This is a genomic window from Listeria swaminathanii (genome assembly GCF_014229645.1).
Lineage (GTDB): Bacteria > Bacillota > Bacilli > Lactobacillales > Listeriaceae > Listeria > Listeria swaminathanii.
The window spans coordinates 1,300,932-1,314,197 of record NZ_JAATOD010000001.1 but is presented as its reverse complement, the minus strand read 5'-3'; the positions used below and the strand labels follow the sequence as shown (position 1 = coordinate 1,314,197).

Genomic DNA, 13,266 nt, shown 5'->3' with positions numbered 1-13,266 from the left:
GAGGAGAGGCGCCAATGGCTAATGAGCAAGTTGCTTTTGAAAACAAACGCCAAGTCTATCATTATGAACCACCTATTCCGAAAGAAGAAGCGATTCCTAAGCAATATTTTGCGGGATTTTGGATCCGATTCTTAGCTTATTTAGTTGATTTAATTGCCATTGCAGCCTTAAAGGGAATTCTTATTAATCCGATTTTACGCATTGCTGGCATCGGGATGGACAATAGTTTCTTCACATTTTATTGGATCATAACAACTATCATTTTTCTAGCGTATTTTGTCTTATCAACGAAGCTTTTTGGACAAACACTTGGAAAAATGCTGTTTGGACTTCGTGTGGTCAAATTAGATGGTACGAAACTAACGTGGTTAAATGTGTTGTTTCGAGAAGGCGTAATGCGTTTTGTCTTAAAAATCGTTTGGCCTTTATACGTGGTTTGTGCGTTTACACCAAACAAACAAGGTATTGCTGATTTCTTTGAATCGACCTCTGTCGTCCACATGGGCTACTTAGAACTAGATGAAAAATGGGCAAATGGAGCAAAAAAATAGCTTATCAGCTACTTCTTCTTTAAAATGGAATAGAAGCTTTCATTTAAAGGAGGAAGAAAAAATGACTCAAGTAACATTTAAACATAATCCAGTTACACTCGTAGGCACGGAAAGAAAAGTCGGCGATAAAGCGCCAAACTTCACAGTGGTTAACAGAGATTTAGAAGAAGTAACATTGCATGATTATGACGGGAAAGTGAGACTTATCAGCGTTGTTCCTTCCATTGATACAAGCGTTTGTTCCACACAAACACGTAAATTTAATGAAGAAGCAAGCAATTTAGATAACACAGTTGTCTTAACGATTTCTGTTGACTTACCATTTGCGCAAAAGAAATGGTGTGCAGCGGAAGGTTTACCGAATGCGATTACTTTATCTGATCACCGCGATCTTTCTTTTGGAGAAGCGTATGGTGTCATTATGGAAGAACTTCGCTTACTAGCGCGTTCCGTATTTGTTGTAAATGCAGCAGGGGAAATCGTCTATGCCGAAGTGGTACCAGAAGGCAGCGATCATCCAAATTACGAAGCCGCAATAGAAGCAGCAAAAAAAGCATAAATTACTAAAGCTTTCCTGTAAAAGGGAAGGCTTTTTTTCTGTATTACTACTAAAAACAAACTGTACTAATTATAATTAAATCTTTCCAGCAGTTATTTCACATTTTACTACAGAAAATCCTTTCACATTCTTTGGAAATACTGTATAATGTTTGGTGGTGTTAGTAATGATAAAAATTCGAGGTGTTACTTTTGGCAAATGAAGCAACGCAAGAATTATTTCAAGTGCTTGATAATACAGCTATTATCTTGCAAAATGAGCTTGAAATAAGCTATTTGGAAGCGGTTTATGAAACAGGAGAAAATCTGTTTCAAAAAGAAGTTTTACAAAAAGAAGAGTTGTCTTCTGAAAAACAATTGAAATTACAAGAGTCTTACGAAAGTATCGAACTCGAAAATTTCTCAAATGAAGAAATCCGCAAAGGTCTTCAATTAGCACTACTTAAAGGCATGAAACATGGTATTCAAGTCAATCACCAAATGACACCAGATTCGATTGGTTTTATTGTGGCATATTTACTTGAAAAAGTGATTCAAAAGAAGAAAAATGTTTCTATTTTGGATCCAGCCTGTGGAACTGCAAACCTTTTAACTACCGTGATTAATCAACTAGAATTAAAAGGCAATGTAGAAGTTCATGCGAGTGGTGTGGATGTAGATGATTTGCTTATTTCGCTTGCATTAGTAGGCGCGGATTTACAGCGACAAAAAATGACGTTACTTCATCAAGACGGACTAGCTAATTTATTAGTGGATCCAGTGGATGTCGTGATTAGTGATTTGCCAGTTGGTTACTATCCGGATGACGAAAATGCGAAAACATTTGAACTTTGCCGTGAAGAAGGGCATTCATTTGCACATTTCTTGTTTATCGAACAAGGAATGCGCTACACAAAGCCGGGAGGATATCTATTCTTCTTGGTACCTGACGCAATGTTTGGGACTAGTGACTTTGCTAAGGTGGACAAGTTTATCAAGAAAAACGGTCATATCGAGGGAATTATTAAATTGCCCGAAACACTGTTTAAGACTGAACAAGCACGAAAAAGCATCTTGATTTTACAAAAAGCGGATGTAAATGTAAAGCCGCCAAAAGAAGTTTTACTGGCCAATCTCTCTTCACTGACTGATCCGAGCGTAACCGCGCCGATTTTAGCTGAAATAGAGAACTGGTTCAAGAGGAAACAATAATGGAAGGAATTGACAAAAATAAAATGGAAAAAACGATTGCAATTAACGCCGGAAGTTCTTCACTGAAATTCCAATTATATGATATGCCATCTGAACGTGTTATCACAGCAGGGATTGTAGAAAGAATTGGTTTGAAAGATTCTATTTTCACAATTACTGTAGACGGAGAGAAAATCAAAGAAATTATTGATATTCCTGACCATGAAATTGCTGTTCAAATGCTACTTGAAAAATTAATTAACCACAAAGTTATCGGTTCTTACGATGAAATCACTGGAATTGGTCACCGCGTAGTTCATGGTGGAGAAAAATTCCCTGAATCCGTTTATATTGATGATCAAGTAATTAAAGATATTGAAGCATTATCCGAACTTGCGCCGCTTCATAACCCAGCGAACGTTACTGGTATTAAAGCATTCCGCAAAATTTTACCAGATGTTGTTTCGGTTGCTGTTTTCGATACAGCTTTCCACCAAACAATGCCTCCAGCAAGCTACCTTTACAGCTTGCCATACAGCTATTATGAAGACTTTGGTATCCGTAAATATGGTTTCCACGGTACAAGCCACAAATATGTATCCGAACGCGCTGCAGAACTTCTAGGACGTCCTGTAGAAGAGTTACGTTTACTAACTTGTCACCTTGGTAATGGCGCTAGTATCGCTGCTATCGAAGGCGGAAAATCAATGGATACTTCCATGGGATTCACTCCACTAGCGGGTGTTTCTATGGGAACTCGTTCTGGTAATATTGACCCAGCGCTTATTCCGTTCATCATGGAAAAAACTGGCAAAACAGCAGAACAAGTACTTGACGTATTAAACAAAGAATCCGGTATGCTCGGCGTATCTGGTATTTCAAGCGACCTTCGTGACTTAGAAGACGAAGCAGCTCAAGGAAACGAACGTGCAGAACTTGCACTTCAAGTTTTCGTTGACCGTATCCATAAATACATTGGTTCTTATGCAGCTCGCATGAACGGTGTAGATGCAATTATCTTCACAGCTGGTATCGGTGAAAATAGTTCATACATTCGTGAAAAAGTACTTCGTGGACTTGAATTCATGGGCGTATACTGGGATCCAGCACTTAACCAAGTGCGCGGAGAAGAGAGATTCCTTAACTATCCTCACTCCCCAGTAAAAGTTATCATCATCCCTACAAACGAAGAATTAATGATTGCTCGTGACGTAGAAACTATTAAACACAATCGCTAAAAATGATAAAAAAAGGCTGGCTCTTATTAAAGAGCCAGCCTTTTTCTTTGATTATTTTTCTTCTTTATAATCAGGAACATCATTACGTACCACAAGCACATCGCAAGGGGAGTGGCGAATAATATATTCAGACACACTACCAATAAGCAGACGTTCTACAGCGTTAAGACCAGTAGCACCACACATGATTAAATCAGCTTGGAATGCTTTGGCTGCTTCTTTTGTAATAGCTGTTTTTGGTGAACCGTATTCGATGTAGCTTTCAACTTTTGTGACACCGGCTTTTAAAGCATCTTCTTTATAGCCACTAAGTAATTCATCTGCATATTCAGTAGCTTTGTCCGCCATGCTTGTATCATAATTGGCTACGGATGAAAACGCGCGTGTATCGATAACATGAACAAGACCAAGCGCCGCGTCATTACGGTTAGCCACTTGAATTGCTTTTTGGAAAGCTCTTTCTGCCTCTTTGGATCCATCAACTGCTACTAAGACTCTTTCGTATTGTTGTAACATAATAATTCCTCCAATCAAAATATATGTATTTTCTATACTTATATTTTACCCTCTTTTTCCTAAAAGAACCATAAAATGAAAAATAAATTAATAGCTCGCGAAAATTTCGTCTAATTTTACTAAATCTTTTGTTGGAATTTCAGTTAGTTAATTTTTTACAACTTAGGTATATTGTGTTAGCATGGGGGTGTAGAAAATCTTTTATAGTCTATTATACCTATGTCAAGGAGAGTGATTTAGATGTTAGTCGGCGTACCAAAAGAAATAAAAAATAATGAGAATAGGATGGCGATGACCCCGGCAAGTGTTTTTTCATATGTTAATGCAGGTCACACTGTGTACGTAGAAAAAGGTGCGGGTGTTGGCTCTAATTATCAAGACGCTGATTTTGTAGAAGCAGGGGCAACTATTGTGGAAACAGCTAAAGAAGCTTGGGATGTAGATATGGTCGTAAAAGTAAAAGAACCGATTGCATCAGAGTATAACTATTTTAAAGAAGGCTTATTACTTTTCACCTATTTGCATTTAGCGAATGAACCAACGCTTGCTAAGGCTTTGCTTCAAAATAAAGTGAACAGTGTGGCGTATGAAACGGTAGAACTTGCAGACCACACATTGCCACTACTTTCACCGATGAGTGAGGTTGCTGGGCGAATGGCCGCTCAGATTGGCGCTCAATTTTTACAAAAAACAAATGGTGGTATGGGCGTGTTACTTGGTGGTGTGCCAGGTGTAGAGAAGAGTGAAGTCGTTATTATTGGTGGCGGAATTGCTGGAACAAATGCAGCCAAAATTGCGACAGGGCTAGGAGCGAACGTGACCATTCTTGATATGAATTTAAAACGGTTGCGCGAACTAGATGATATTTTTGGCAACCAAGTACAAACATTAATGTCGAATGATTTTAATATTGAAACAGCCGTGAAAAAAGCTGATTTAGTGATTGGGGCGGTTTTAATTCCGGGAGCAAAAGCGCCGAAATTAGTTAAAGAACATGTGATTAAACAAATGATTCCCGGTTCAGTCTTGGTGGATATCGCGATTGACCAAGGTGGCATTTTCGAAACGACTGATCATGTTTCCACCCACGATAATCCAACGTATGAAAAATATGGCGTGCTTCATTATGCCGTTGCCAATATGCCGGGAGCAGTGCCGCGGACGTCCACTTTAGCGCTGACAAATGCCACTTTACCATTTGGTTTAAAACTGGCTAACGATGGCTTAGAAACAGCCGTGAAAAAAGACCCATTCTTACGTCGTGGGTTAAATACTTACCAAGGTCATATTACGTATAAAGCAGTTGCTGATTCTTTAAGTTTAGATTATACAGATAGTAAAGAATTGCTATAATAAAAAAAGCGAACTTTCCTGCGTGCGGAGAGTTCGCTTTTTTGTTATTTGATTACTTGTAAAGTTTTCGGGAATTCTGTTAGTACTTGTACGCCGTCTTTTGTGACAACGAGGTCATCTTCAATCCGCACGCCGGCAACACCCGGAACATAAATACCTGGTTCAATCGTAAATACCATATTTTCTTGTAGTTCCATATTGTTTGTCTCTGTAATAGAAGGAAATTCGTGGACACTCGCACCAAGTCCGTGACCAAGGCGGTGTGGGAAATAATCGCCATAACCAGCCTCACGAATAATATTTCTTGCAGTTAAATCGATTTCACTCGCTTTTACGCCTGCTTTTACTTTTTCAACTGCAGCAGTTTGTGCTTCTAGAACAGTGTCGTAAATCTTTTTCTGTTCAGCGGAAATGTCGCCAAAAGCAACCGTTCGCGTAATGTCAGAGCAGTAGCCTTTATGAACAACGCCTAAATCAAATAAAACTAAATCGCCTTTTTTGATTTTTGTTTCGCCTGGCGTACCATGTGGAAGGGCGCCGTTTTTACCAGTGAGCACCATTGTATCGAATGACATAGCTGTAACGCCTTTTTTCTTCATTTCATATTCGATTTTTGCAACGATTTCTGCTTCGGTTTTGCCTTCCGCTATTTCGTCTACACCGACTTGTACTGCGTAATCAGCCAGTAAAGCAGCTTCTTTTAAAATGGTGAGTTCTGCTTCGGTTTTAACAAGACGGATTTGTTCAATTTTATGTTCAATCGGAATGAAAGAGCAGCCGGAGAATAATCCGCCTAGTTGTTCGTAGCGGTCAACGCTCATATGTTTTTTCTCAATTGCAAATTTGCTTGGATTAGCAACGCGTTTTTTGATTTCGTCTGCAATAATTGTAAATGGGTTTTCTGTATCGTTGTATCCGTAAGCCGGATGTGCCCAATCGCCGCCGCGCACATCTTCTACTTCAAGTGCTGGCGTAAATAGAAATGGTTCGCTATCAGGGAAAATTGCTAAGCCAAGCACACGTTCATGCGGCTCGCTATGATAACCTGAGAAGTAAGCGATGTTCTCTGGGTCTGTCAAAAATGCTACTTCGGCACCTTGATCTTTTAGCCATTTTTGTAAGACATCGATATTTTTTTCCATTATTGTACCTTCTTTCCAATTGATTTCTCTATTATGATAACATGCGAAGGAAATATTTTGCTAATAAACACCTCCTAGTTTACGAGGTGTTATATATTAGTTTATAATAATAGTGGTACAATAATACACATAGAATAATTAATCGGGAAGGAAGTTTTTTAACATGAAGATTTCATTTCATGGTCAGTCTTGTATTAAAATTATCACTGGAAACACAACTATTTTAGTAGATCCATTTATTTCTGGTAATAAAAAATGTGATTTAAAAGCAGAAGAACAAATGCCAGACTTTATTGTTCTGTCGCATGGGCATGACGATCATGTCGGTGATACAGTTGAAATTGCTAAAAATTCAGGAGCAACCGTTATTTGTAATGCGGACTTAGCTGCCTTTTTAGCTGTAGAGGATGGTTTGGAAAATATTGCGGCAATGCACATTGGTGGAAAGAGGCAGTTTGACTTTGGACAAGTGAAGTTAACGCAAGCATTTCATGGTTCGCAGACGGTTCGCGATGGACGTATTATCAATCTTGGTTTTCCGACGGGGATTGTATTTACGATAGAAGGTAAAAATATTTATTTTGCAGGGGATACTGGTTTATTTTCTGATATGAAATTAATTGGGGAATTAAACCCGTTAGATGTTGCTTTCTTGCCGATTGGAGATAATTTTACCATGGGGCCAGAAGATGCGGCGATTGCAGCGCGTTTTTTACAAGCGAAATTAGTTATTCCAATGCACTACAATACATTTCCGTTAATTGAACAAGATGCGCACAAATTTGTTGCATCGCTTGATGAAGGGATTGCTGGGAAAGTACTTGAAATTGGGGAAGGTATCGAAATCTAACAAAATAGGAATGGGTGAACGAGTCGTGGCCACAAAACATGAACAGATTTTAAAATACATTGAAAATCTTGCAGTTGGAGAAAAAATATCTGTGCGGAAAATCGCGAAAAACTTGTCTGTAAGTGAGGGTACTGCTTATCGGGCGATTAAAGACGCGGAAATCATTGGTTTTGTTTCTACTATTAAACGGGTTGGAACACTTCGAATTGAGCGGAAACAAAAAGATAGCATCGAAAAATTAACTTTTGCTGAAATTGTTAATATGATTGATGGACAAGTGCTCGGCGGTCGTGCTGGGTTATATAAATCGCTGAATAAGTTCGTTATCGGTGCGATGACTGTGGAAGCGATGGAGCGTTATACGGATGCTGGTAACTTATTAATCGTCGGAAACCGAGTGAGCGCACATGAGCTTGCTTTAAAACGTGGTGCTGCGGTATTGATTACTGGTGGTTTTGATACGGATGATGAAGTGAAACAATTGGCGGATGAGAAAGAATTGCCGATTTTATCGACTTCGTATGATACGTTTACGGTTGCGACGATGATTAACCGCGCAATTTATGACCAATTGATCAAAAAAGAAGTGGTGTTTGTGGAGGATATTTTAACGCCATTAGAAACGACTGCTTTTTTATCTACTTCTGATAAAGTAGAAGATTGGCATAAAATGGAAGAAGCGACTGGGCACAGCCGTTTTCCGGTTGTAAACCGGGCGATGCGACTTACTGGGATGGTTACGAGTAAAGATATTTTAGAAAAGAATCCGAGCATTTCGATTGAACGAGTGATGACGAAAAATCCGCTAACTGTTGGTCCGAAAATGAGCGTGGCTTCAGTGGCGCACATGATGATTTGGGAAAGTATTGAAGTAATTCCGGTCGTCAAAGATGATTTAACCTTAATCGGAATTGTCAGCAGACAGGATATTTTGAAATCGATGCAAATGATTCAAAAACAACCGCAAGTCGGTGAAACGATTGACGATACGATTGCGAACCAACTTTCTGAAAAAGCAGATACTGGTGAGGAGGCGGATTATGAATTTAAAGTAAGTCCGCAAATGACCAACTCGCTTGGTACCTTATCTTATGGCGTATTTACGCAAGTAGTTTGTGAAGTCGTACAGCAAAAACTATTTTCCATGAAAAAACGCAATGTGGCGATTGAAAATGTAACGATGTATTTTCTAAAGCCGGTTCAAATGGACGCGACAATTGTTATTAAACCGCGAATTTTGGAAATGGGGCGTAAAGCTGGTAAGCTAGATGTCGAGCTTTATTTAGAAGGAATTTTGACCGGAAAAGCGATTGTTGCTTGTCAAATGATGGAACGCTAAAAAGAAACAGGGGCGAAACAATGAAAAGTGAGATTTTACAACAAATAAAGCAATATGAAACGATTATTTTGCATCGACATGTAAGGCCCGATCCGGATGCTTACGGTTCACAGATGGGACTTGCGGAAATTATTCGAGCTAGTTTTCCTGAGAAAAAGGTGTATTCGGTTGGAAATGATGAAGTATCGCTCCAATTTCTCGGTGTGGTGGATGAAGTTGCGGATGAAACGTATAAAGACGCGCTTGTAATTGTGTGTGATACCGCGAATCAAGAGCGAGTTTCAGACGGACGTTTTAACCAAGGCAAGGCGTTGATCAAAATTGATCACCATCCTAATGATGATGCTTACGGCGATCTACTTTGGGTCGACACGACAGCTTCTTCTTGTAGCGAGATGATTGTCGCTTTTTGGGAAGCATTTTCCGAAGAACTAATTTTGAATGAAACGGCAGCGCGACTTCTTTATGCAGGGATTGTTGGCGATACTGGACGTTTCTTGTATCCAAGTACAACAGAAGAAACGCTGCGATTATCTGCGCATTTAGTGACGTTTCCGTTTGACCGCCCGGCGCTATACCGCGAATTATATGAGCTGCCTAAAAATACAGTGAAGCTCTCGGGCTACATTTTACAAAACTTTGTCATGGACGAAAATGGCGCGGCGACCGTTTATTTGAGTGATACGCTTTTAAATGAATTTGAAGTCAATCCGCGCGACGCTTCCGCACTTGTTTCTTGTATTGAAAATGTAGAAGGAATTAAGGCGTGGATTATGTTCATCCAAGAAGGGCCAGTTTTCAGAGCGCGCTTACGTTCGAAAGGTCCGGTTATCAATGAATTAGCCAAAGAGTATGGCGGCGGTGGGCATCCACTTGCTTCTGGTGCGACACTTCATAACGAAGAAGAAATCAAAGAAATGACGGCAAAATTGCAACTCATTTGTGCCGCTAAATAAATGGAAAATAAAGTCAGATAAACTATCTGGCTTTATTTTTATATAAAAACACGAACACACTTTCTTTTTTTTAGCTTAACCGATATAATGGAAAAAGAGAGTTTTGAAAGGAGTGAGGATAGTGGGGTTTGTTCATTTACAGGTTGCGAGCGCTTATGATTTGCTATCTAGTACAGCATCCATCGATAAGCTAATCGCTAAAGCAAAAGAATACCATTATCCAGCCTTAGCAATTACGGATAAAAATGTACTTTACGGAGTAGTCGAGTTTTATCAAAAGTGTTTAGCGGCGGATATAAAACCAATTATCGGGATGACGGTGACAATACAAGGTTACTTAAATCCAATTAATTCATATGAGTTGATATTAATTGCGGAATCAACCGCTGGATATCACGAGTTATTAAAAATCGCAAGTGCCATTCAAACGCGCGAAGAAGGACCGGAATTACCACAAAGTTGGCTACGGGCTTACAGCAGTGACTTGATTGCTATTTCACCTGGCGCTAAGGGAGAAGTGGAACGTCTTCTCATGGAAGAAAACCGCGACGGGGCGTTAGAAGCTTACGGAAACTTAGTCGAGATATTCGGCAAAGAGTCCGTTTATTTGTCGGCGCAAAAAGAAAATCCACGCCTTTTCGCAAAAATAGAAGCATTTTCTGCTGAAGAAAATGTCCCTGTTGTTGCGACTAAAAACGTGCAATATATGGAACCAAAAGATGCGCAAGCGAAAGAAGTTTTGACAGCAATTCGTGATAATCGCACAGTGGACTGGACGACTTTACCACTTGCAGGACCGAACTATTTTACCTCGCAAGATGAGATGGAACGGGACTGGCAAACGGACTTTGAAAAACGAGCGTGTCTTGAAACTGGCGCGTTAGCTGACCGTTGTCACGTTGAAATTGCTTTAGATCAGCATTTGCTACCAAGATTTCCATTAAATGAAGCGCAAAATGCATCCGAAGTTTTACGTCAAACAGCATATGAGGGCTTAAAAGAGCGAGATTTATTAGCAGAAGAATATCAAGCACGTTTAGATTATGAATTGAAAGTCATTACGGAGATGGGATTTGCGGATTATTTCCTAATAGTTTGGGATGTAATTCGTTATTCTCGTGAAGCGGGGATTTTAACGGGGCCAGGGCGGGGGTCTGCGGCAGGGTCACTTGTGTCCTATGCGCTTAGAATTACCGATGTGGATCCAATTCGTTACAATTTACTATTCGAACGATTTTTAAACCCAGAACGGATAACGATGCCCGATATTGACTTGGATTTCCCTGATAATCGCCGGGATGAAGTGATTTCGTATGTTGTATCTAAATACGGCGAGGCGCATGTGGCGCAAATCGGCACATTTGGAACATTAGCTGCCAAAGCGGCTATTCGTGATACAGCGAGGAGTTTTGGCTTGAATTCCGTGCTTTTATCGGAATGGTCCAAGCTAATTCCGAGCCAATTAGGCATTACATTACAAAAAGCATTGCAAGAAAGCCCGCGTTTAGAAAATCATATTAAAAGCTCCAAAGAAAATGAAATGATTTGGGAAGTTGCGTGCCAACTCGAGGGCTTACCGCGCCATATTTCGACGCATGCTGCCGGGATTGTTATTAGCGACAAACCGCTAGTAGAACAAGTCGCACTGCAATTAGGTAGCGGAGACGCACGACTGACCCAGTTTGCCATGGGAGAATTAGAAAAAATCGGCTTACTTAAAATGGATTTTCTTGGACTTAGAAATCTTAGTTTGTTAGATCGTGTGTTGAAATCAGTTAATTATGCGAAGGAAAGACCGTTAACATTAGCGGATATTTCCTTAGAAGATAAAAAAACGTTAAAACTATTCCAAACGGGTGATACGACCGGAGTTTTCCAGTTTGAATCAGACGGAATTCGCCGAGTGCTCCGGAAATTAAAACCAACTTCTTTTGAAGATGTGGTGGCGGTAGATGCACTTTATCGTCCCGGTCCAATGGAACAAATTGATACATTTATTGCTAGAAAACATGGAAAAGAAAAAATTCAGTATCCACATCCGGATTTGGCGCCAATTTTAGAAGTAACTTACGGCGTTATTGTCTACCAAGAACAAATCATTCAAGTCGCGAACCAAATGGCTGGATTTTCACTTGGAGAAGCCGATTTATTAAGACGAGCGGTCAGTAAGAAAAAAGCGGACGTCCTAAACGAAGAGCGGATTCATTTTGTTGAAGGGGCTAAGAGTAAAGGCTATTCAGAAAGTAGTGCGAACCAAGTATACGACATGATTGTCCAATTCGCGAACTACGGTTTCAACCGAAGTCACGCAGCAGCTTATTCAAAAATTGCCTTCCAATTGGCATATCTAAAAGCGCATTATCCAGCAGCATTTATGTCGTCGCTCCTTAGTTCTGTTTTTGGTAATGACGATAAAATTTCTCAGTACATTACAGAAGCTAAAAACTACGGTATCAACATGTTGGCGCCAAGCATCAATCATAGCAATTACTATTTCCAAATGGAAAATGAAACATCCATTCGTTATAGTTTCCGTGTTATTCGCAAAGTCCCAACAAAATTTATTTTAGAAATCATCAACGAACGAAAAAAAGCACCATTCCGAGATTTCTTTGATTTTTGCGAACGAATGCCACATAAAATGCTCACAGAAACAGTGTTAGAAGCGCTTGTATTTTCGGGTTGTTTTGACGAGTTTGGCGAAGATCGGGCAACGATTCAAGCGACAATTGATGCAGTATTACAATACATTTCGTTGCTCGGGGAAGACTCCAAGGGCATGAATCTTTTCGCGGAAGATGACGAATTCTTGAAAAAGATGAAACCACGCTACCGGAAAACCGCGCCAATTTCGATTGATGAAAAGCTTGAAAAAGAAAAATTATACACAGGCCAATACGTTTCAGCGCACCCTGTATCATATTACCAAAATAAACTGCAAAACCTTTCTATCACAAGACTTGCGAGCATTGCTTCGGGCAAAAATTATCAAGTGGCAGCCTATGTTCACGAAGTAAAATCAATCAGAACGAAAAAAGGCGAAACGATGTGCTTTTTAACGATTAGTGATGAGTCCAAAGAACTTAGCGCAGTGATGTTCCCGGAAAGTTACCGTAAATATGTGAACTTTGCCCAAAAAGGGGAGATTCTCTTTTTACAAGTTAAAGCGGATACGAGAAACGGTGAACTCCAATTAATTATTAATAAAGCCGAAGATTTAAAAGAAATTAAAGCGCCAGTGAGACTATTTTTAAAATTAACAGAACCACAGCAAATGGAGCAAGTTAAGCCAGTTTTAGCGCGCTATAAAGGCGATAGTAAAGTCATCGTTCACCAAGCGATAACCAAGCAAACCACCGAGTTGAAAAATATTCAAGTAACACCATCAAATGAGTTGCAAGAAGCGCTAGTGGCGTTGCTTGGTAAAGAGAATGTCGTAATTAAGTGATCTTAGACTTTCTATATTTATAGAAAGTATGTTATAGTTTAACGTGGAAAACAATATTGCGCAGTCTGTCCAGTTATGATTCGGATAGACTGGCATTTTGTCTTCTTGTGGAAAAATGCGGTTGATTTATGTTTCATGTCATTAT

11 protein-coding genes are annotated in these 13,266 nt (G+C 39.7%); 9 read left to right on the top strand and 2 right to left on the bottom strand.

Annotated elements, in window-relative coordinates; all coding sequences use genetic code 11:
- The first annotated feature begins 14 nt into the window (after positions 1-14).
- The 4 genes from HCX62_RS06535 to HCX62_RS06520 all read left to right on the top strand — a co-directional run bounded on the left by HCX62_RS06535 (position 15) and on the right by HCX62_RS06520 (position 3,517).
- Positions 15-551, top strand: coding sequence for an RDD family protein (locus HCX62_RS06535; protein ID WP_185637821.1), 537 nt, complete (start codon positions 15-17; stop codon positions 549-551).
- Between the two features lie 61 nt (positions 552-612).
- Positions 613-1,110 carry a thiol peroxidase gene (tpx, locus tag HCX62_RS06530; RefSeq protein WP_185637819.1) on the top strand — a complete coding sequence of 166 codons (498 nt, stop codon included), beginning with the start codon at positions 613-615 and terminating at the stop codon, positions 1,108-1,110.
- A 191-nt stretch (positions 1,111-1,301) separates the two neighbouring features.
- Positions 1,302-2,300 (top strand): class I SAM-dependent methyltransferase, encoded by a 999-nt coding sequence (locus HCX62_RS06525; protein WP_185637817.1) that lies wholly within the window; start codon positions 1,302-1,304, stop codon positions 2,298-2,300.
- A 23-nt stretch (positions 2,301-2,323) separates the two neighbouring features.
- Positions 2,324-3,517, top strand: coding sequence for an acetate kinase (locus HCX62_RS06520; protein ID WP_185638048.1), 1,194 nt, complete (start codon positions 2,324-2,326; stop codon positions 3,515-3,517).
- A 51-nt stretch (positions 3,518-3,568) separates the two neighbouring features.
- Here HCX62_RS06520 and HCX62_RS06515 read toward each other — a convergent pair whose 3' ends face one another.
- Positions 3,569-4,033 (bottom strand): universal stress protein, encoded by a 465-nt coding sequence (locus HCX62_RS06515; RefSeq protein ID WP_003725993.1) that lies wholly within the window; start codon positions 4,031-4,033, stop codon positions 3,569-3,571.
- 240 nt (positions 4,034-4,273) lie between these two features.
- Between HCX62_RS06515 and ald the strand changes: the two genes are divergently transcribed.
- Entirely contained in the window at positions 4,274-5,386 is a 1,113-nt protein-coding gene (gene ald, locus HCX62_RS06510; protein WP_185637815.1) for an alanine dehydrogenase, read from the top strand.
- Positions 5,387-5,430: 44 nt separating this feature from the next.
- Here ald and HCX62_RS06505 read toward each other — a convergent pair whose 3' ends face one another.
- Positions 5,431-6,528, bottom strand: coding sequence for a M24 family metallopeptidase (locus HCX62_RS06505; RefSeq protein WP_185637813.1), 1,098 nt, complete (start codon positions 6,526-6,528; stop codon positions 5,431-5,433).
- Between the two features lie 163 nt (positions 6,529-6,691).
- Between HCX62_RS06505 and HCX62_RS06500 the strand changes: the two genes are divergently transcribed.
- The 4 genes from HCX62_RS06500 to dnaE all read left to right on the top strand — a co-directional run bounded on the left by HCX62_RS06500 (position 6,692) and on the right by dnaE (position 13,121).
- The gene (locus HCX62_RS06500) at positions 6,692-7,378 is read left to right on the top strand and encodes a metal-dependent hydrolase (protein ID WP_185637811.1); all 687 of its coding nucleotides are present in this window, start codon (positions 6,692-6,694) and stop codon (positions 7,376-7,378) included.
- 25 nt (positions 7,379-7,403) lie between these two features.
- On the top strand, positions 7,404-8,717 hold the full coding sequence (ytoI, locus tag HCX62_RS06495; protein ID WP_008947944.1) for a CBS-HotDog domain-containing transcription factor YtoI: 1,314 nt from the start codon (positions 7,404-7,406) through the stop codon (positions 8,715-8,717).
- Between the two features lie 20 nt (positions 8,718-8,737).
- Complete coding sequence (locus HCX62_RS06490; protein WP_185637809.1) at positions 8,738-9,673, top strand: DHH family phosphoesterase; 936 nt, start codon at positions 8,738-8,740, stop codon at positions 9,671-9,673.
- 121 nt (positions 9,674-9,794) lie between these two features.
- On the top strand, positions 9,795-13,121 hold the full coding sequence (gene dnaE, locus HCX62_RS06485; protein ID WP_185637807.1) for a DNA polymerase III subunit alpha: 3,327 nt from the start codon (positions 9,795-9,797) through the stop codon (positions 13,119-13,121).
- The last annotated feature ends 145 nt before the right edge of the window (positions 13,122-13,266 follow it).

Coding starts and splice junctions, on each gene's coding strand:
- HCX62_RS06515 (WP_003725993.1), bottom strand. CDS start 4,033: ATGTTACAACAATACGAAAGAGTCTTAGTAGCAGTTGATGGATCCAAA.
- HCX62_RS06500 (WP_185637811.1), top strand. CDS start 6,692: ATGAAGATTTCATTTCATGGTCAGTCTTGTATTAAAATTATCACTGGA.
- HCX62_RS06535 (WP_185637821.1), top strand. CDS start 15: ATGGCTAATGAGCAAGTTGCTTTTGAAAACAAACGCCAAGTCTATCAT.
- HCX62_RS06505 (WP_185637813.1), bottom strand. CDS start 6,528: ATGGAAAAAAATATCGATGTCTTACAAAAATGGCTAAAAGATCAAGGT.
- HCX62_RS06490 (WP_185637809.1), top strand. CDS start 8,738: ATGAAAAGTGAGATTTTACAACAAATAAAGCAATATGAAACGATTATT.
- HCX62_RS06520 (WP_185638048.1), top strand. CDS start 2,324: ATGGAAAAAACGATTGCAATTAACGCCGGAAGTTCTTCACTGAAATTC.
- tpx (WP_185637819.1), top strand. CDS start 613: ATGACTCAAGTAACATTTAAACATAATCCAGTTACACTCGTAGGCACG.
- ald (WP_185637815.1), top strand. CDS start 4,274: ATGTTAGTCGGCGTACCAAAAGAAATAAAAAATAATGAGAATAGGATG.